Raw genomic sequence first — 18,475 nt, 5'->3', positions numbered from 1 at the left:
CGCATGTTCGAGAAGCTGATTCGCTTTGCCATTGCGCACCGCTGGCTGGTGCTGCTCGCGACGCTCGCGGCAGCCGGCTGGGGCGTGTTCAGTTACCGGCAATTGCCCATCGACGCCGTGCCGGACATCACCAATGTCCAGGTGCAGGTCAACACGTCCGCGCCGGGCTACTCGCCGCTCGAAGCCGAGCAGCGCATCACGTTCCCGGTCGAAACCGCGATGGCCGGCCTGCCGAACCTGCAGCAGACCCGTTCCATTTCGCGTTACGGCCTCTCGCAGGTCACGGTGATCTTCAAGGACGGCACCGACATCTACTTCGCGCGCCAGCTCGTCAACGAGCGCATCCAGGAGGCGCGCGACAAGCTGCCGGGCAACGTCGTGCCCGCCATGGGTCCGACCTCGACGGGACTCGGCGAGATCTTCCTGTGGACCGTCGAGGCGAGCGCGGCGGCGCGCAAGCCCGATGGCAACCGCTACACGCTCGCGGACCTGCGCGAGATCCAGGACTGGGTGGTGCGCCCGCAAATGCGCAACGTGCCGGGCGTGACGGAGGTGAATTCGATCGGCGGCTATGTGAAGGAATTCCGCATCGCGCCGAATCCGGGCCGCCTCATGTCCTATGGCCTGACGCTCGCCGATATCGTGCGCGCCGTCGAGCGCAATAACGAGAACGTCGGCGCGGGCTACATCGAGAAACGGGGCGAGCAGTATCTGGTGCGCGTGCCGGGTCAGGCAGGTTCCACCGAGGATCTCGCGAACATCGTGCTCGCCAATTCGGGCGGCGTGCCGGTGCGCGTGCGCGACGTGGCGCGCGTGGACATCGGGCGCGAACTGCGCACCGGCGCGGCGACTTCGAACGGCGAGGAAACGGTGCTCGGCACGGTCTTCATGCTGATGGGCGAGAACAGCCGCTCGGTCGCGAAGGCCGCGGCCGCGAAGCTCGCCGAGGTGAACCGCATGCTGCCGCCGGGCGTGCGCGCCGTGCCGGTGTATGACCGCACCGGGCTGGTCGAGAAGGCGGTGGGAACGGTCCGGAAGAACCTGCTCGAAGGCGCGGTGCTGGTGATCGCGGTGCTGTTCCTGTTCCTCGGCAACCTGCGTGCGGCGCTGATCGTCGCGCTGGTGATTCCGCTGTCGATGCTGATGACCTTCGCCGGCATGGTGAACGCGCACGTCAGCGCCAACCTGATGAGTCTCGGCGCGCTCGACTTCGGCATCATCATCGACGGCGCGGTGGTGATCGTCGAGAACTGCGTGCGGCGGCTCGCGCATGCGCAGGGCGCCGCGAACCGGGCGCTCACGCGCGAGGAGCGCTTCGCCGAAGTGTTCGAAGCCTCGCAGGAAGCGCGCCGCGCGCTGATCTTCGGGCAGCTCATCATCATGGTGGTGTATCTGCCGATCTTCGCGCTCACCGGTGTCGAAGGGAAGATGTTCCATCCGATGGCGATCACCGTCGTCATGGCGCTGGCCGCCGCGATGGTCCTGACCGTCACGTTCATTCCGGCGGCGGTCGCGCTGTTCGTGAACCGGCGCGTCGCGGAAAAGGAAAGCCGGCTGCTGCGGGCCGTGCGGCACGTCTACGAGCCCACCCTGACGCGTTTCATGGCGCGGCCGCGCGGCGTGCTTTTGGGCGCGGCGGGGATCGTCGCCCTGACGCTCGTGCTGGCCACGCGGCTCGGCAGCGAATTCATTCCGAACCTGAACGAAGGCGACCTGGCGGTGGCGGCGCTGCGGATTCCGGGGACGAGCCTGTCGCAGTCGGTGGACATGCAGAAGGCCATCGAGCGCGCGGTGAAGGCGCGCGTGCCCGAAGTCGAGCGCGTGTTCGCGCGCACCGGCACGGCCGAGATCGCCGCTGATCCCATGCCCCCCAATCTCTCCGATGCGTACGTAATGCTCAAGCCGCCGTCCGCGTGGCCGGATCCGAAGAAGCCGCATGAGCGGATCATCGAAGACGTCGAGGCCGTGCTCGCCGATTTCCCGGGCAATGTCTACGAGTTCTCGCAACCCATCCAGTTGCGTTTCAACGAGCTCATTTCAGGCGTGCGCAGCGATGTCGCCGTGAAGGTCTTCGGCGAGGACATGACCGTGCTGCGCGAGAACGCCGACAAGGTGGCGGGCGCGTTGCAGAAGGTGCCGGGCGCGATCGAGGTGAAGGTCGAGCAGACCTCGGGGCTGCCGGTGCTCGGCGTGCAGCTGGAGCGCGACAAGCTGGCCCGCTATGGACTGAGCGTCGCCGACGTGCAGGACACCGTGCTCGCGGCGGTCGGCGGACAGAAAGCCGGCACGCTGTTCCAGGGCGACCGGCGTTTCGACATCGTCGTGCGGCTGCCCGATGACCTGCGCTCGGACATCGAGGCGATCAAGCGTCTGCCGGTCGCGTTGCCGGTGACGGCGCGTGCGGCGGCGGACAGTGCGGCGTCCGGCGTCGGGGGCGCGCCGCTTGCACGCACGCTGTATGTCCCGCTTGCCGAGCTCGCGAAGGTCGAGGTCGGCGTGGGGCCGAACCAGATCAGCCGCGAAAACGGCAGGCGCCGCGTGGTGGTCACGGCCAATGTGCGCGGCCGCGATGTCGGTTCGTTCGTCACGGAAGCGCAGGCGCGCATCGACGACAGCGTGCGCCTGCCGGCCGGCTACTGGCTCGCGTGGGGCGGACAGTTCGAGCAATTGCAGAGCGCGGTCGGACGCCTGAAGCTGGTCGTGCCGCTGGCGCTGTTCCTGGTGCTCGTGCTGCTGTTCGTGATGTTCGGCGACATGAAGGACGGCTTGCTGGTGTTCACCGGCATTCCGTTCGCGCTGTGCGGCGGCGTGGTGTCGCTGTGGCTGCGCGGCATGCCGCTGTCGATCACGGCGGCGGTCGGCCTCATCGCGCTGTGCGGCGTGGCGGTGCTGAACGGCCTCGTGATGATTTCGTTCATTCGCAACCTGATCGACGCGGGCGCGACGCTCGACGACGCCATTCGCGAAGGCGCGCTCACCCGGCTGCGGCCGGTGCTGATGACGGCGCTGATCGCGTCGCTGGGCTTCATCCCGATGGCCTTCGCGACCGGCACCGGCGCCGAGGTGCAGCGGCCGCTCGCGACGGTGGTGATCGGCGGGATTCTTTCTTCGACGGCGCTCACGCTGCTGGTGTTGCCGGTGCTGTATCGCCTGAGTCATCAGGTATCGCTGCGCGCGGCGCTCGCGCGTGTCCTGCCCCGCGTGCTCACGCACCGCGCCGGGCCTGCACGGAGTGTTGACTGATGCGGATTCTGATCGTGGAAGACGAGCCCAAGAGCGGCGCGTATTTGCAGAAAGGCTTGACGGAGGCGGGCTATGTGGTCGACTGGGTGAGCGACGGCATTGCCGGCCAGCATCAGGCCGAGGTGGAAGACTACGACCTGCTGGTGCTCGACGTGATGCTGCCGGGTCAGGACGGCTGGACGCTGCTCGGCAACCTGCGCCGCATCAAGTCGCTGCCGGTGCTGTTCCTCACCGCGCGCGACGACGTGAACGACCGCGTCAAGGGTCTTGAACTCGGCGCGGACGATTACCTGGTCAAGCCCTTCGATTTCGTCGAACTGCTGGCGCGGGTCAAGTCGATTCTGCGCCGGGGCCAGCCGCGCGAGGTCACCACGTTGCGCGTCGACGATCTCGAACTCGACCTGGTGCGGCGCAAGGCCGTGCGCAATAGCGACACGATCCTGCTCACGGCGAAGGAGTTCGCGCTGCTGTGGCTGCTGATGCGGCGCACGGGCGAGATCCTGCCGCGCGCGACCATCGCTTCGCAAGTGTGGGACATGAACTTCAACAGCGATACGAACGTGGTCGACTCGGCGATCCGCCGGCTGCGTTCCAAGGTCGATGACAACTATCACCCGAAGCTGATCCACACGGTGCGCGGCATGGGCTACGTGCTGGAAGCGCGGGGCTTCCAGTGACGTGCTTCCTGCCGCGCACGCTGCGCGCGCGCCTGACGGTGCTGATCGTGCTGTCGACTTCGCTGGTGCTCGCCTCGACCGGCGTGCTGGTCTATGAAACGCTGAAGGGCCGTCTCGAAGCGACCTCGTCGGCGGAGATGACGGGCACGCTGCAGGAAGTGCGCGCGCATCTCGCGGAGGCGGTGCCGGAAGGCACGCCCGAAGCCGGCATTGCGGCCGTGACCGAAACGCTCCACGGGCGCGCCAACGTGGATCTCGCGATCCTCGGGGTCGACGGACGCCTGCTGATCTCGACGCCGGGTTTCCGGCGCGGCGCCGACGATGCGAAGCCCGACAACTCGACCGTGCGCTACCGCTATCTGAAGGCGATGGTGCCGCTCGGGTCGAGCCCGCGTTCCGTCGAAGTAGTGGTGCGTTACGACCGCACGAGCGATATCGCGTTGCTGGGCGCGCAGGCGCGGACCATCGTGTTGATCCAGGCGCTCGGCGTGCTGCTGGCGGCCGCGCTCGCCTACGGCATCACGATGGTCGGCATCAGCCCGTTGCGGCGCATGGTCGAGCATGCCGAGGCCATCTCCGTGAACCGCCTCGCGCAGCCGTTACCGGCGCTCGGCGCGGCGGGCGAACTGGCGGAACTGGAACGCGCGTTCAACGCCATGCTGCGGCGGCTGAACGAATCGTTCACGCTGCTGAGCCAGTTCTCGTCCGATCTCGCGCATGACATGCGCACGCCGCTGACCAATCTTCAGGCGGCGGCGCAGGTGGTGCTGTCACAGCAACGCACGGCGAATGAGTATCGCGAGGTGATCGAGTCGAGCCTCGAGGAATATCGCCGGCTCACGACGATGGTGGAGGACATGCTGTTCCTGGCGCGCTCGGAACAGGCCGGCGCGCTGCTCGCCGTGCGCGCGCTCGATGCCGCTGCCGAAGCCGAACGCGTGGCGGGCTATTACGAGTCGATGGCGGAGGAGGCGTGCGTGAGCATCGAGGTACGCGGCGCGGCCGTCGTCGATGCGGATCTGCTGCTCTACCAGCGGGCCCTGAGCAATCTGCTCTCGAACGCGCTGTCGCATGCGCCGCAGGGTTCGGTGGTCAGGATCGACTGCGAGGTCTGCGTGCTGGACGGCGCCGACATGACGAAGGTCAGCGTGTCGGACACCGGCCAGGGCATTGCGCAGCCGCATCTGGACCGGATCTTCGACCGCTTCTATCGTGTCGATCCGGCACGCTCCAACTCGGCGGCGGGAACGGGCCTGGGACTGGCCATCGTCAAGTCGATCATGGAACGGCACGGCGGAGCGTGCGGCGTGCGCAGCGTGCCGCACGTGGCCACGACTTTCTGGATGGCGTTCCCGCGCCGTCCGCATCCCGCGTTGCAAGCCGACGCGGCAGCTGCGAGTGAATGAGACGGATCAACGCTTGTCGTGCTGATCGATGGAAGGGGACTTCTCGCCCGCATGCACCGCCGATGCATGCACTTCCTTGTTGCGCGCGACCAGTTGCTCCGAGGGCGGGTACTGGGTCTTGCCCGACGGCACGTCGCCGTCATGGTGAGCCTGCACGAGTTCCTGCCTGACCTGATCGCGCGACTTGCCTTGCGCGGACGCGGCGCCCGATGCAAGCGCCAGCGCCATCGACGAAGTAACCAGCATGGCGACGAGAAGCGACTTCTTCATGTGAGCCTCCTTGAGTGCAGCCGGCCGGCTGGCCGAGCCTGAGAGGCAGTATGGAAGGCGCGCGGTGCCTGAAGATGACGCGCAGATGAGAATTGCGCAAGACTCGCCGCCGGTCTGCGGCAGGGATCAGGCCGCTGCTTTCCGGCGCGACCCGACGAAGTCCTGCGCCGTGATCAGCCTGGCATAGCCGAAGTCCAGCGCAGCCATGAACTCCGGCGCCGACCCTGGCGCGGTACGCATCATCCTGTGCGCCGGAGCCGCCCGGCGGAATGACCCGCATGCGGAAGGCGGCCTTCTCGTTTCGCGAATGGTGAGCGCCTGCCGTGACGCATACCGCCCCATTCTTTCGGATGCGAGGCAAAAAAATTACCAAAGCCTGTCAAATTGATTTCACAATCTTTTCCTAAAGTAGCGCGTCGATCAGCACGCCAGGGCCGCATCCGGCCCGCGATGCAATGACCACAACCACACACAGGACTCGAACCCACACATGGCGCTGCCCACCGACCTTTCCCGCCGCAAAGCCCTCAAGATTCTCGCCGGCGCACCGATGCTGCCGCTGGGCGGCGCCGCGACCGCCGCGCTGCTGACCACGGCCTGCGGCGGCAGCGACAGCAGCCCGGCCACGCCCAAGCCCACCGCCGCCTTCACCACAGCGGCCTTCACCGGCATGGCGGCGCCCACGCTGGCCACGCCGAACGCGATGGCCACCACGACCGTCGCTTCGTCGATGACCGTGAAATTCAGCGACGGCAGCGCGCGCGCCTACAAGCTGGCCTACCAGCCGTTCTTCGTCACCGGCGATACGGTGCCGAACACGGCCGGCGGCACGATCGTCGCGGGCGGCTATTTCGACATCAATAACCAGCCGATCATCGATCGCTCGGTGGCCGGCAAGGAGCGCCAGTTCTTCTCGGATTGCCCGGACGGCACCTCGCTGCTGAAGCTCGACAACCCGACCGTCAAGGGCGTGAAGGGCAATGCCGTGTTCGCGGTCGTGCAGTTCGAATACACCACGCGCGACCAGAACGCGGCCAGCATGTACGGCCGCCTGCCGTCGCCGATCGCGGTGCTGACGCTGGACCAGGATCCGGCCACCGGCAAGCTCTCGCTGGTCAGCTACGCCAACGTGGATACCTCGAAGGCGAACGGCCTGTGGATCACCTGCGGCGCGAGCCTGTCGCCGTGGAACACGCACTTGTCGAGCGAAGAGTACGAGCCGGACGCGGCGCTGGGCTCGAAGGACGCGCAGTTCCTCGCCTACAGCAAGAACCTCTATGGCGACGAAACGAAGGGGCGTCCGTATCACTACGGCCATCTGCCGGAAGTCACCGTGCATCCGGACGGCACCGGCACGATCAAGAAGCACTACTGCCTCGGCCGGATCTCGCACGAGCTGATCCAGGTGCTGCCGGACGAGCGCACCGTGATGATGGGCGACGACGCCACCAATGGCGGCGTGTTCATGTTCGTCGCGGACAAGAAGGCGGATCTCTCGGCGGGCACGCTCTACGTGGCGAAGTGCACGCAGACCTCGACGGCCGGCGCGGGCGCGGCGACGCTCACGTGGCTCAACCTCGGTCACGCAACCAGCGATGAAATCGAGAACCTCGCCAACACGCTGACGCTCGCCGACATCATGGACGTGGTCAGCGACGCGACCGTCGGCGCGACGCTGGATGCCAGCTACACGCGCATCAACTTCAACGGCGCGTTCAACTGGATCCGCGTGAAGCCGGGCATGGAGAAGGCCGCCGCGTTCCTGGAAACGCACCGTTATGCCGCGCTGCGCGGCGCGAGCATGACCTTCACGAAGCTCGAAGGCACGACGGTCAACGCGAAAGACAAGATCGTCTATTCGGCGATGTCGCAGATCGTCAAGTCGATGGTCAAGGGCGATACGCACGCCGGTGACTTCGCCGTGGACAAGGCGATCAATTCCGGCGCCGTGTATGCGTTCAACCTGAAGGGCGGCCAGCGCGACCTGAGCGGCGCGGCCATCGACAGCGAGTGGGTGCCGGTGGATATCGGCGCGCCTGCCGCGCTGGTCGGCGAGGACATCACGGCGGACGAGCTCGGCAACATCGGCAATCCGGAGAAGGTGGCGAATCCGGACAACCTCAAGTTCTCGGAGAAGCTGCGCACGCTGTTCATCGGCGAGGACAGCGGCCGGCACGTCAACAACTTCCTGTGGGCGTACAACGTCGATACGAAATCGCTGACGCGGATTCTCTCGGCGCCGGCGGGCGCGGAATCGACGGGCCTGCATGCCGTCGACGAGATCAACGGCTGGACCTATATCATGAGCAACTTCCAGCACGCCGGCGACTGGGAACTGCCGCTGCATGCGAAGGTGCAGGCGACGCTCGATCCGCTGGTCCGCGCGAACTACAAGGATCGCTTCGGCGCGGCGGTGGGCTACCTGACCGCCGATCCGACCTCGATCAAGCTCGGCTGAGCGAGCTCGTGGAAGCAGCGAAGCGCCATGCTTCGCTGCGTTGCCTGCGTGTCAATGCGTGGGTTCGAAGTGCGTCGCGGACGTCTTGTCGTGCGTGGCGTACTTCTCGATCATCGTCGCGCTCGCGCGATTCAAACCCGTCACGTCCACCGCAATCCCGTTGCGGCGGAACTTGTTCACGATACGGTCCAGCGCATCGATAGCGGTGATGTCCCAGAAGTGCGCGTGCGACAGATCGAGCCGCACTGCGCGCACCCTTTCCTTGAAGTCGAACTCGGCTACCAGCGCTTCCGACGACGCGAAGAACACCTGCCCGCGCACCACGTAGCGGCGCTCGCTCGCGGCTTCATCGAGCGTGGATTCCACCGCCAGCACGCTGCGCACCTTCGACGTAAAGAACAACGCCGAAAGCAGCACGCCGACCCCGACGCCAATCGCCAGATTGCCGGTTGCCACGACCACGATCACGGTCGCCAGCATCACCGCCGACGAGCTTTTCGGATGCGTGCGCAGATTGCCGATCGATTTCCAGCTGAACGTGCTGATCGACACCATGATCATGACCGCGACGAGCGCGGCCATCGGAATCTGCTTGACCCACGGACCGAGGAACACCACCAGCACCAGCAGGAACGCGCCTGCGACGAAGGTGGACAGGCGCTGGCGTCCGCCCGATTTCATGTTGATGACCGTCTGGCCGATCATCGCGCAGCCCGGCATGCCGCCGAGAAAGCCCGCGACGATGTTGGCGCAGCCCTGGCCGCGGCATTCGCGGTTCTTGTCGCTGGGGGTGTCGGTGTAGTCGTCGACGATGGCGGCCGTCATCAGCGATTCGAGCAGCCCGACAATGGCAATGGCCACCGAGTACGGGAAGACGATGCGCAGCGTATCGAGCGAGAAGGGCACCTGCGGGAATGCGAACACCGGCAGGCGGTCGGGGAACTGGCCCATGTCGCCGACCGTGCGCAGTTGCAGATGCAGGGCCATCGAGATGGCCGTCATCACGATGATGCAGATGAGCGGCGACGGCACCGCCCTGGTCAGGCGCGGCAGCAGATAGATGATGGCGAGACCGCCCGCGACCATCGCGTAGACATACCAGGGCTGCGCGTTCAGCTGCGGCAACTGCGCGAGAAAGATCAGGATCGCCAGCGCGTTGACGAAGCCGGTGATGACGGAGCGCGACACGAAGCGCATCAGCGCGCCGAGCCGCGCGAATCCGGCGCCGATCTGCAGGATGCCGGCGAGGATGCCCGCAGCCAGCACGTATTCGACGCCATGCGTCTTCACGAGCGATGACAGCAGCAGCGCGACGGCGCCGGTGGCCGCCGAGATCATGCCGGGCCGGCCGCCCGCGATCGACGAGACCACGGCGATGCTGAACGCGGCGTACAGCCCGACTTTGGGGTCGACGCCCGCGATGATGGAAAAAGCCAGCGCTTCGGGAATCAGCGCCAGCGCGACGACGATGCCGGCAAGCACGTCGGCGCGCACGTTCGAGAGCCATTCCTCGCGCAATGTGTGAGTCTTCATGGGTGAACCTGGATGGAGAATGAGTGCAACGACCGCGGGCGCGGCAAGGCGATGCATGCGCTGCGCGGCGATCGTTTGGACGATGGCCGGCGACGCACGTCATAGGTCCGCGAACCCCTGTCGGTCAGATGGATGTGACGAAGGAGGCTCGCGATACGCTACATAGGTGTCTGGGCGTGACTGAAGGAGGGGAAGCGGGGGATTTTAACCGATCGGCGGTGCGCCCGGTTTTACGGCTCGATCAGCGTGAAGCGGCTCCGCAGCGGGGCGCGCAGTCGATGTATTCAAAGCCGGCGGCAATCGCGAAACGGATCGCGTCTTCCACATTCGGGAAAGCGCCCGGCAGGCGCACGGAACGTTCGGTGCCGTCGAGATCCTGGATGCGCGCCGTCGCGGCAAACATGTCGCCGTGCCGGACCGCTGCCGGCGTGACCATCATGTCCCTGTAGCTGAAGACCAATTCGTTCTCTCCCTGAAAGCGCTGCGGATCGGGTCGAACGGTTGTCCGGCCCCCTTTGCTTCACGTTATCGGCAGGGGCGGGCGGTTCTTTACGCTGCCGCTTAAAAGCACCACTATTCGCGGTTTCGGCCGGCTTTCAACGCGCATTTCGATTCTTTCGTCATTCATGTGAGGAATGTGGCGTGCGCAACATAAGCGTTTGCTGACCTTGCGCACAATCCATCCCGTCAGACAAATAAAAACAACGCCGACAAGGCCGCGCAACCAGAGGTCGAGGCATACGGGGAAGTCATGCAGCGAAGGAAGATCCTGCCCGCGAGCGGGCATGCAATCGCAGTGTGCATCGCAGTTTCAACCATGGTTCCGGGTGCTTACGCCCAGGATGCTGAAACGCCGGCCGCGGCACAGGCGGAATCGGCGAATCAGGCTCAGCCGCTCATCTCGCTGCCGAGCACGCCGACGCCCAGCCCGGTCAACCGGAGCGCGCCGCTGTCGTCCGCCAACGGCGCGCCGCTCACGCCGCGCGGGACGCTCAACGGCGCTGCTGCGCTCGAACAGAGCGCCACGCTCGCCGGCACGCCGCGGGCGCGCACCGCCGACGTCACCGGCCAGCAGCCGCTCGCTGACGCGCTCGGCGGCGTCGTCACCACCGATACCGTCACGCTCGCCGGCCAGGACTTCTACACCTGGTTCGCGCAAGCCTGGAGCGGCATCCCGCTGTCGGACCGCTACATCGTCTCGGTGCACGAACGGCCGTCGGCGCGCTACGGCAGTCTCGTGTGGGTGGAGTTCGGGCAGCGCCGCGTCTTCCAGGCGTTCCTGCCCATCGCCCGCGCCAATGTGCGGCCGGTTGCCGAGAATGCCGCGCAGATCGCCTTCCAGAACGTCATGCAGGCGGACCTGACACGCCTGCTGTTTCGCGACGCCGACATGGCGACCGACGAACTCTAAAAAAAGCTCCAAGGCCAATACGGGGAACACACGATGAAAACGAATGCGCTTGTCCGCAGGGCGGTGCTCGCCTGCGCGCTCACGCTGCCGCTCGCCGCGGCCCATGCCACGCAGCTCGTCTACGAGCCGGTGAATCCGAACTTCGGCGGCAGTCCGCTGAACGGCACGAACCTGCTCAATGAAGCGAACGCGCAGAACAAATACAAGGACCCGTCGCTGAGCGACCTCGGCTCGAGCCAGTCGACGCTCGATCAGTTCAACAACCAGCTGCAGCAGGCGATTCTTTCGCGGGTGGCCTCGTCGATCTCGAGCTCGATCGTCGGCGCGGACGGCACGCTGCATCCGGGCACGATCAATACGGGCAACTTCTCGATTGCGATCACCCAGGTTACCGGCGGCAACCTGCAGGTGACCACGACCGACAAGACCTCGGGCGCATCGACGACCTTCGTCGTCGGCAATGGACAGTGAGACGGGCACACGAGCAATGAACACGAACGCAATCAAAAGGACCGCGCTGGGCGCCGCCGTCATCGCCACGATGTTGCTCACCGGCTGCGTGACAGCGCCGATGCCGCCCGCGAGCAACGCCACGCTCACGCCGCCGACCCGCATCACGCGCGACCTCACGCATCTGCCGCCGCCGAAGGGCAGGATCGTCGCGGCCGTGTACGGCTTCCGCGACCTGACCGGGCAATACAAGCCTTCGCCGGACAGCTCGTTCTCGTCGCAGGTGACGCAGGGCGGCGCCTCCTTCCTCGTAAAGGCGATGCGCGATTCGGGCTGGTTCACGCCGGTGGAGCGCGAGAACCTTCAGGATCTGCTCACCGAACGCAAGATCATGCGCGCGCTGGAAACGCCCGACGACAAGAACCGCGCCGGCTCGAACCTGCCGCAGATCGGCGCGCTGGCGCCGGCGAGCATCGTGCTGGAAGGCGGCATCGTCGCGTATGACACGAACATCCGCACTGGCGGCGCGGGCGTCGCGTATCTCGGCATCTCGGCGTCGCAGCAGTATCGCGTGGATCAGGTGACGGTGAACCTGCGCGCTGTCGATATCCGCAACGGCACGATCCTCAACAGCGTCTCGACGACCAAGACCATCTATTCGATCCAGGTCGATACCGGCGTGTATCGCTTCATCGGCTTCAAGGATCTGTTGCAGGCCGAACTCGGCATGACGCGCAACGAGCCGCAGCAGCTGTGCGTGAACGAGGCGATCGAATCCGCGCTGGTGCATCTGATCGTGCAGGGCGTGGCGAACCAGTCGTGGTCGCTCGCCGACATGAAGGACTGGTACGACCCGACGATGCAGCGCTATCTGCAGGAGAACCAGGGCTACGTGCAGACGATGGAAGACGCGAACGCGCCGTACAGCCCGGTGAAGATCGATCCGCCCCGCTCGCTGGGCGGCTGAACCGACCATGAAGGAGACACGAATGAATCCACCGCGTGCGCCCTGGCGCGCATCCAAGATCGCGTTCTGTGCGGGGCTGAGCGCGATCGTGAGTCTGTCGCTGGCGGTCTTTGCAGCCGATCTCTCGCCGGTCTCGGACTTCGGTCCGACCGAGCCGGGCTTCGGCGGCGCGACGCAAGTGGCGCGCGTCGTGCAGAACGGCGCGGGCAACCGGCTGAGCGCCGTTCAGACAGGGCAGAACGGACTGATGGCGAACCAGGCGGGCGTGGCGAATGCCGCCGCGACCGCGCAGGCGGGCAATGACAACTGGACCGTGTTGCAGCAGAGCGGCACGGCCAACCAGTACGCCGGTTATCAGGCCGGCATGCTGAACCGTTCGAGCGCGGTACAGAACGGCAGCGGCAATGACGCGACGGTGACGCAGATTGGCAGCGCGATGTCGTCGCAAGTCACGCAGTACGGCAACAACAACGAGATTTCGATTCTGCAGAACCGCAATGGCTCTGGATTGTCGGTCACGCAGACCGGCAACGGAGCGAGAGCGGCGGTGTTGATGAAGTAGGCAGAAGGAGCGGGACCGGCGGATGGCAGGGGCTGTCCGTCGTCGGGGTTGATTCAAGGCAAGTCGTGAGACCGAAAGTCATCAAAACACAAACCAACGAGGCATAAAAATGAAAGTCAAGGCAATCGTCATCGCCATGGGTCTGGCAGCACTGGTTTCGACGTCGGCATTCGCCGCGAGCGTGGGCTCGGTCGGTGAAAGCGCAGCGGTCGAGCAAATCGGCAACGGCAACTGGGCCGGCGTGAAGCAGACCGCTTCGAGCTATGACCAGGTCAACGTGCTGCAAAACGCCGATGGCGCCAGCGCCAACGTCAAGTCGAGCAACGGCGGCGGCAATGTCACCGACATCAAGCAGATCGGCCAAGGCGCACGCGGCGCGTCGAACCTGAGCGCGGACGTGACGCAACAGCAGGCTATCGGCGAACGCACGACGGTGCGCCAGACCGGCCACGACAACAGCGTGACCGTGTCGCAAACGGCCTCGGCTTTCGATAAAGACACCGTCAAGCAGGAAGGCAAGAACGCGTCGGCCACGATCACCCGCAACGGTTCGAGCTTCAACACGGTCAACATCGATCAGGGCACGAACAAGACCGCCGGCACGAGCGACGGCGCCAAAGCCACCGTGACGCAGACGAATACCATCGGCAACCGCGTCGATGTGCTGCAAGGCAAGGACAACGGCATCGCGACGGTGACGCAGACGGGCGGCGGCTACAACGGCGCGCGCATCGAACAGACCGGCGGTCACACCGACGGCAAGATCGAGCAGATCTCGGAAATCGGCGATTCGGTGTCGATCAAGCAAGGTGACTTCGCGCGTGCCCAGGTGCACTCGGAGAACGGCGGCGGCAACACGACGACGATCAACCAGAGCGGCGCGGGCGCACCGCACTACGCGCAAGTCACGCAAGGCAACGCCGTCAACGAAAAGACGACCATCATGCAGACGGGTTCGGCTTACAACACGGCCTATGTGGACCAGTTCCGCGAAGCCAACGATCACACGCTCGTGATCCAGGACGGCGATCGCAACACGGCAGCCGTGCATCAGGCCGATGGTCGCGGCAACACGGCGCTGGCCGTGCAGGTCGGTTCGACCAACACGATGGATCTGACGCAACAAGGCGCGTTCGAGTCGACGCTGCTGGCCGGTCAGGGCGGCTTCCACAACGACATGAAGGCATCGCAGTCGGGTACGCGTGAAGAGCTGGCGCTGGCGCAAGTGGGTAACTTCAACGGCGCGTATGCATCGCAGGACGGCGGCTACAACAGCGCGTCGATCACGCAAGTCGGCAATTCGAACCTGGGCGTGGTGTCGCAGACCGGCTTGGGCAACTCGGCGTCGATCGCGCAGGGCGGCTCGTTCAACAAGGCTGTGATCGTCCAGAAGTAAGCGACGGTTGAAGGCTGGAGGATGGCAGGCGGGCGGGAAGCTGGGCTTCCCGCCCGTTTTTTTCAAGGGGCTGTGTCGGACGGGTTGATCTGCTTCAGCCCGCATGCTTCCCAAGACGCTCCAGCGGAACGTCATACGTTTCTCGCATCGAATGGATCGACACCGCGGACAACAGACACACGAACGCCGTGAAGACGGCCGGCATCACCCACGGCGCAGTGCCGAACTTGCCGATCAGCGCCGTTTCGATCAGCGGCGCAAAGCCGGCGATCGCGAAGCCGAATTGAGTGCCGATCGCCATGCCGGAGAGCCGGACTTGCGTCGGGAAGCGCTCGGCGTACGTTGCGGGCCAGACGGCATTCGTGATGCTGTAGACGACGCCGCCCAGCAAGACGCCCGTTGCGAACACGAGCGCGTCGCTTCCGGTCGTGATCGACCAGAGAAAGATCGCGGCGGCCATCGCACACAGGACGTTGCCCGCAATGAACACCGGACGCCGCCCGATACGGTCGGACAGCGTTGCATAGACCGGAATCGTGAACACGGCGATAAGATTGCCGATGATCGCCGTCCACAGCATCGTCGATGTGCTGATGTGATGTTCCATCGTGCGCGAGAACGACAGCGCGAACACGGCAAACGTCGTCCCGACGGATGCGATCAGCGCGGCGAAGAACACTTGCAGCAGTTCCTTGCGGTACGTCGTGAGGAGCGTCTTGAGCGGCGCGCGCGGAACGTCGCCATGCGACGCCTCGCTCTGGAAGGCGGGCGTCTCTTCGAGCCGCGAACGCACGATGAAACCGACGACGACCACCGCCGCGCTCAGCCAGAACGGCACCCGCCAGCCCCATGACAGCAGTTGATCTTCCGACAGCAATGCAGCGAGCGGCAGCACGACGGCGGGCGCAAGCACCTGTCCGCCTTGCGTGCCGCTCAAGGTCCAGCTGGTGTAGTAGCCGCGGCGATTCGCGGGTGCGTGCTCGAACGACATCGAATTCGCGCCGGCCTGTTCGCCCGCCGCCGAGATGCCCTGGAGAATGCGCAACAGCACGAGCAGCGCGGGGGCGAGCAGTCCTGCGCCCTGATAACTCGGCAGGCAGCCGACCAGAAACGTGGAAATGCCCATCAGGAGCAAGGTGCCGACCATCACGACTTTGCGGCCCAGACGGTCGCCATAGTGTCCCATCAGGAACGAGCCGAGGGGACGTGCCGCATAGGCGACGCCGAAGGTCGCCATCGAGGCGAGCGTCGCGGCGGCCAGGTCGCCGGGCGGAAAGAAGATGCGCGGAAAGACGAGCGCGGCCACCGTACCGTAGATGAAGAAATCGTAGTATTCGAGCGCACTGCCGATCCATCCGGCGATGGCCGCCTTTCTCGCCTGCCGTCTGCTGTCGGCTGGTGCGGATGCTGTCGTGTCGCCGCTGCGTATCGTGTTTGTCGTCATGTCTGTCTCCGTTTATTTGTTGGATATTTCAAATCAGCGGCCACGCACTGTGTTCGAGCAGCCGGCCGGTGGCCTGTCGAACGAAGGTTGCGCGCTTCGTCGCATCCGGTTCGCGGGCGAGCGGCACTTCCGCCGCCAGTGGCACATCCTTGGGCAACGCATCGAGCAGCCGGCGCAAGGGCAGGCCGCCTTCGCCCGGCAAGAGCCGGTTGCCGCGCGCCTCGTCGACAATGCCGTCAGGCGCCGGCGCTTCGAGCGGCGCATCGCACAGCTGGACGCTGCCGATCCACGCGGGATCGAGTGCCGCCACCGCTTCGACCGTGCCGCCCGAGCGGAACAGATGCAGCGCGTCAATCAGCACAAAGGCGTTGTCCTTGTCGACCGCCTTGACGACCTCGACTGCGTCTTCGAGCCGCGCGACCGGTCGCCAGATCATGAATTCGATGTCGAGCGCCAGGTTGAACGGCCGGGCGAGATCGCATAGCGCGCCCAGCCGGTCGGTCACGCGCGCACGCTCCGGATCGTCGATATTGATGCACGCGCGCCGTGCGCCGAGTGCCGCGCCCGTCTCGAACACGGGGAGATAGTCGTCGATGCGGGTATCGGCGCCGAGACGAATGACCTCGATATCCGACACAGCGACATCGTGCGCGTCCATCAGACGCAGCGTGTCGCGCAATTCGGGCGATCCTGCGCGCAGCGGATAAGCCAGCCCGCCGGGAACCGGAGAACACAGGCGGATGCCGACCGCTCTAAATCCCGCTTGCGCCGCCAGTGAGATCAGATCCGGCGGCCCGACGTCGAGCACCGTGAGATGAGCCAGGGAGAGTCGTTTCATCGCATCACGTCCCGGGGCTCAGTAGGTCGCGCGTCCGCCGGTCAGATCGAACGCGGCGCCGGTCGTGAACGAGCACTCTTCCGTTGCGAGCCACGCGACCATCGACGCCACTTCGTCGGTCCGGCCCGCGCGTCCGAGCGGAATCTTCGCGAGCACGAAATTGCGGGCGTCGGCCGTCATGTTGCGGAGCATCTCCGACTCGATGGCCGCCGGCGTGACGCAATTGACGCGAATCTCCGTGTCCGCGAGTTCCTTGCCGAGCGACTTGGTCAGTGCAATCACGCCGGCCTTCGACGCGCCGTACGCCCCCTGATTCGGATTGCCTTCCTTGCCGCCTACCGACGACAGGTTGACGATGCGCCCATGCCGCGCGCGGCGCAGATACGGCAGCGCTTCGCGGCAGCAGACGAACACGCCCGTGAGATTGATGTCGATGACCTGCCGCCAGGCCTCGATCGAATACGTTTCGACAGGGCCGATCGGGCCGTTGATGCCCGCAGCGTTGATGAGGATGTCGATGGAGCCATGGTGTTCGGCGACGGCCTTCGCTGCGGCAGCCACGCTGGCGGCGTCCGTCACGTCCACCTGAGCGGATGACACAGCACGAACGTTTTCGGCTGCCGCATGAGCGGCTGCGCCATCGATATCCCACAGCACTACCTTGGCGCCGGACGCGACGCATCGCTCCGCGATCGCATAGCCGATCGCACCGGAGCCGCCGGTGATGACACACACACGATGATGCAAATCCAGCTGGTTCATCCTTTCTGTCTCCGAGGGTTCGAAATCGTTTGAACCGATACTAGGGACTAACGCCTGCTTTGTCGTATGCCGAAAGTCAGCTAACGTATAACGTTTGGTTAATCGTCCGGACGGCTGCAATGCGCTTCAAACTCCGCCACATGGAAGTCTTTCGTGCGGTCATGCTGACCGGATCAATCAATGCGGCGTCGAAGTTGCTGTTCGTCTCACAGCCCGCCGTCAGCAAGCTGGTGTCCCATGTCGAGACGACGCTCGGCCTGCGCCTGTTCGAGCGCTCCAAAGGCCGCCTCGTGCCGACGGCCGAGGCCCACGCACTGTTCAGGGAGGTCGAGCAGGTGTATCAGGCGGCGGTGCGCGTGGACGAGTTCGCGCATGCGCTTGCGCTCGGACCGTCGAGCTTGCTGCGTGTGTCGTGCAGTGCGTCGCTGGCGATGAGCGTGGTTGCGCCGGCGCTGGTCGAACTGAAGAGGCGGCTGCCTGCGCTGACGGTGAGCTGGCAAACCACGCTGATGGCCGACATGCCGATGGAACTGCTGAGCAAGGAAGCGGAGGTCGCCATCGCCGCGATGCCGGTTCTGCACGAGCACCTGGAAAACGTTCCGTTCATGGTGGGAAACATGGTCTGCGCGATGCCGGCGGGACACAGGCTGGCGCATCGGCAAGAGGTGTCGTTCGCGGATCTGGCCAACGAGCCCGTCGTGCTGTTCAAGCGCGACATTCCTTTCGGCACGGTGATCGCACAGGCCTGTCAGCAAGCCGGCGTCGAACTCAGATCGACCATCGATGTGATGCGCGCGGATCAGGCGCTCGCCCTCGTGGAAGGCGGGCTGGGCGTGACGATCGTCGACAATTTCGCGACCACGGGAAGCGCGCTGGTCATTCGGCCGCTGCGTGAAGCCATCGGGTTGACCGCGCACTTCGTGTATTCACGATTCGCGCCGCCGTCGCGCAATGCCAGCGTGTTCATGCAGTCCGTGTACAGGCAGGCGACGCTTCTGCAACGTGCGATTCCGGATGCCTTCGTGCCCGAATGACGCTGCGACGGGCTCGTCGTCACG

Annotated in this window: 16 protein-coding genes; 10 read left to right on the top strand and 6 right to left on the bottom strand. The window is 65.4% G+C overall.

Annotated features, from left to right (window positions below; all coding sequences use genetic code 11):
* The first annotated feature begins 3 nt into the window (after positions 1–3).
* From QCE64_RS26440 to QCE64_RS26430, 3 genes are read left to right on the top strand one after another with little or no spacing between them, the layout of a single operon-like run.
* Positions 4–3,243 (top strand): CusA/CzcA family heavy metal efflux RND transporter, encoded by a 3,240-nt coding sequence (locus QCE64_RS26440; RefSeq protein ID WP_310007070.1) that lies wholly within the window; start codon positions 4–6, stop codon positions 3,241–3,243.
* Positions 3,243–3,920, top strand: coding sequence for a heavy metal response regulator transcription factor IrlR (gene irlR / locus QCE64_RS26435; RefSeq protein ID WP_309924897.1), 678 nt, complete (start codon positions 3,243–3,245; stop codon positions 3,918–3,920). Before QCE64_RS26440 ends, irlR begins: the two co-directional genes overlap by 1 nt.
* Positions 3,917–5,326: a heavy metal sensor histidine kinase gene (locus QCE64_RS26430; protein ID WP_310007069.1), complete on the top strand. Its 1,410-nt coding sequence runs from the start codon at positions 3,917–3,919 to the stop codon at positions 5,324–5,326. Before irlR ends, QCE64_RS26430 begins: the two co-directional genes overlap by 4 nt.
* A 6-nt stretch (positions 5,327–5,332) precedes the next feature.
* Here QCE64_RS26430 and QCE64_RS26425 read toward each other — a convergent pair whose 3' ends face one another.
* The gene (locus tag QCE64_RS26425) at positions 5,333–5,596 is read right to left on the bottom strand and encodes a DUF4148 domain-containing protein (protein WP_309924893.1); all 264 of its coding nucleotides are present in this window, start codon (positions 5,594–5,596) and stop codon (positions 5,333–5,335) included.
* Between the two features lie 490 nt (positions 5,597–6,086).
* On the opposite strand from QCE64_RS26425, the gene QCE64_RS26420 reads away from it, so the two are divergent.
* Entirely contained in the window at positions 6,087–8,054 is a 1,968-nt protein-coding gene (locus QCE64_RS26420; protein ID WP_310007068.1) for an alkaline phosphatase PhoX, read from the top strand.
* Between the two features lie 51 nt (positions 8,055–8,105).
* Here the strand turns inward: QCE64_RS26420 and QCE64_RS26415 are convergent, their stop codons facing one another.
* Positions 8,106–9,587, bottom strand: a complete 1,482-nt coding sequence (locus tag QCE64_RS26415; protein WP_309924886.1) for a SulP family inorganic anion transporter — start codon at positions 9,585–9,587, stop codon at positions 8,106–8,108.
* A 241-nt stretch (positions 9,588–9,828) separates the two neighbouring features.
* Entirely contained in the window at positions 9,829–10,047 is a 219-nt protein-coding gene (locus tag QCE64_RS26410) for a hypothetical protein (protein ID WP_309924884.1), read from the bottom strand.
* A 357-nt stretch (positions 10,048–10,404) separates the two neighbouring features.
* Between QCE64_RS26410 and QCE64_RS26405 the strand changes: the two genes are divergently transcribed.
* From QCE64_RS26405 to QCE64_RS26385, 5 genes are all read left to right on the top strand, one after another.
* Positions 10,405–10,998 (top strand): CsgE family curli-type amyloid fiber assembly protein, encoded by a 594-nt coding sequence (locus QCE64_RS26405; protein ID WP_309924882.1) that lies wholly within the window; start codon positions 10,405–10,407, stop codon positions 10,996–10,998.
* Between the two features lie 33 nt (positions 10,999–11,031).
* Positions 11,032–11,469, top strand: a complete 438-nt coding sequence (locus QCE64_RS26400) for a curli assembly protein CsgF (protein WP_309924881.1) — start codon at positions 11,032–11,034, stop codon at positions 11,467–11,469.
* 16 nt (positions 11,470–11,485) lie between these two features.
* A complete protein-coding gene (locus tag QCE64_RS26395) occupies positions 11,486–12,415 on the top strand; it encodes a CsgG/HfaB family protein (RefSeq protein ID WP_309924878.1) in 930 nt (309 codons plus the stop codon).
* 22 nt (positions 12,416–12,437) lie between these two features.
* A complete protein-coding gene (locus QCE64_RS26390; protein ID WP_309924875.1) occupies positions 12,438–12,977 on the top strand; it encodes a hypothetical protein in 540 nt (179 codons plus the stop codon).
* A gap of 109 nt (positions 12,978–13,086) precedes the next feature.
* On the top strand, positions 13,087–14,373 hold the full coding sequence (locus QCE64_RS26385; protein WP_310007065.1) for a hypothetical protein: 1,287 nt from the start codon (positions 13,087–13,089) through the stop codon (positions 14,371–14,373).
* Positions 14,374–14,467: 94 nt separating this feature from the next.
* Here the strand turns inward: QCE64_RS26385 and QCE64_RS26380 are convergent, their stop codons facing one another.
* The 3 genes from QCE64_RS26380 to QCE64_RS26370 are packed head-to-tail and all read right to left on the bottom strand — an operon-like array spanning position 14,468 to position 17,417.
* Positions 14,468–15,817, bottom strand: coding sequence for an MFS transporter (locus tag QCE64_RS26380; protein ID WP_309933892.1), 1,350 nt, complete (start codon positions 15,815–15,817; stop codon positions 14,468–14,470).
* A gap of 28 nt (positions 15,818–15,845) precedes the next feature.
* Positions 15,846–16,655, bottom strand: a complete 810-nt coding sequence (locus QCE64_RS26375) for a TIM barrel protein (RefSeq protein ID WP_309924866.1) — start codon at positions 16,653–16,655, stop codon at positions 15,846–15,848.
* A gap of 18 nt (positions 16,656–16,673) precedes the next feature.
* Positions 16,674–17,417 (bottom strand): SDR family NAD(P)-dependent oxidoreductase, encoded by a 744-nt coding sequence (locus QCE64_RS26370; protein ID WP_310007063.1) that lies wholly within the window; start codon positions 17,415–17,417, stop codon positions 16,674–16,676.
* A gap of 119 nt (positions 17,418–17,536) precedes the next feature.
* Here QCE64_RS26370 and QCE64_RS26365 point away from each other — a divergent pair, with 119 nt between their 5' ends.
* Complete coding sequence (locus QCE64_RS26365; RefSeq protein ID WP_310007061.1) at positions 17,537–18,451, top strand: LysR substrate-binding domain-containing protein; 915 nt, start codon at positions 17,537–17,539, stop codon at positions 18,449–18,451.
* The last annotated feature ends 24 nt before the right edge of the window (positions 18,452–18,475 follow it).

The organism is Caballeronia sp. LZ043, from assembly GCF_031451075.1.
Classification (GTDB): Bacteria; Pseudomonadota; Gammaproteobacteria; order Burkholderiales; family Burkholderiaceae; genus Caballeronia.
This window is presented reverse-complemented; position numbering and strand designations above follow the sequence as displayed.

Coding starts and splice junctions, on each gene's coding strand:
- QCE64_RS26440 (WP_310007070.1), top strand. CDS start 4: ATGTTCGAGAAGCTGATTCGCTTTGCCATTGCGCACCGCTGGCTGGTG.
- irlR (WP_309924897.1), top strand. CDS start 3,243: ATGCGGATTCTGATCGTGGAAGACGAGCCCAAGAGCGGCGCGTATTTG.
- QCE64_RS26425 (WP_309924893.1), bottom strand. CDS start 5,596: ATGAAGAAGTCGCTTCTCGTCGCCATGCTGGTTACTTCGTCGATGGCG.
- QCE64_RS26420 (WP_310007068.1), top strand. CDS start 6,087: ATGGCGCTGCCCACCGACCTTTCCCGCCGCAAAGCCCTCAAGATTCTC.
- QCE64_RS26415 (WP_309924886.1), bottom strand. CDS start 9,587: ATGAAGACTCACACATTGCGCGAGGAATGGCTCTCGAACGTGCGCGCC.
- QCE64_RS26405 (WP_309924882.1), top strand. CDS start 10,405: ATGGTTCCGGGTGCTTACGCCCAGGATGCTGAAACGCCGGCCGCGGCA.
- QCE64_RS26400 (WP_309924881.1), top strand. CDS start 11,032: ATGAAAACGAATGCGCTTGTCCGCAGGGCGGTGCTCGCCTGCGCGCTC.
- QCE64_RS26395 (WP_309924878.1), top strand. CDS start 11,486: ATGAACACGAACGCAATCAAAAGGACCGCGCTGGGCGCCGCCGTCATC.
- QCE64_RS26390 (WP_309924875.1), top strand. CDS start 12,438: ATGAATCCACCGCGTGCGCCCTGGCGCGCATCCAAGATCGCGTTCTGT.
- QCE64_RS26385 (WP_310007065.1), top strand. CDS start 13,087: ATGAAAGTCAAGGCAATCGTCATCGCCATGGGTCTGGCAGCACTGGTT.
- QCE64_RS26380 (WP_309933892.1), bottom strand. CDS start 15,817: ATGACGACAAACACGATACGCAGCGGCGACACGACAGCATCCGCACCA.
- QCE64_RS26375 (WP_309924866.1), bottom strand. CDS start 16,655: ATGAAACGACTCTCCCTGGCTCATCTCACGGTGCTCGACGTCGGGCCG.
- QCE64_RS26370 (WP_310007063.1), bottom strand. CDS start 17,417: ATGAACCAGCTGGATTTGCATCATCGTGTGTGTGTCATCACCGGCGGC.
- QCE64_RS26365 (WP_310007061.1), top strand. CDS start 17,537: ATGCGCTTCAAACTCCGCCACATGGAAGTCTTTCGTGCGGTCATGCTG.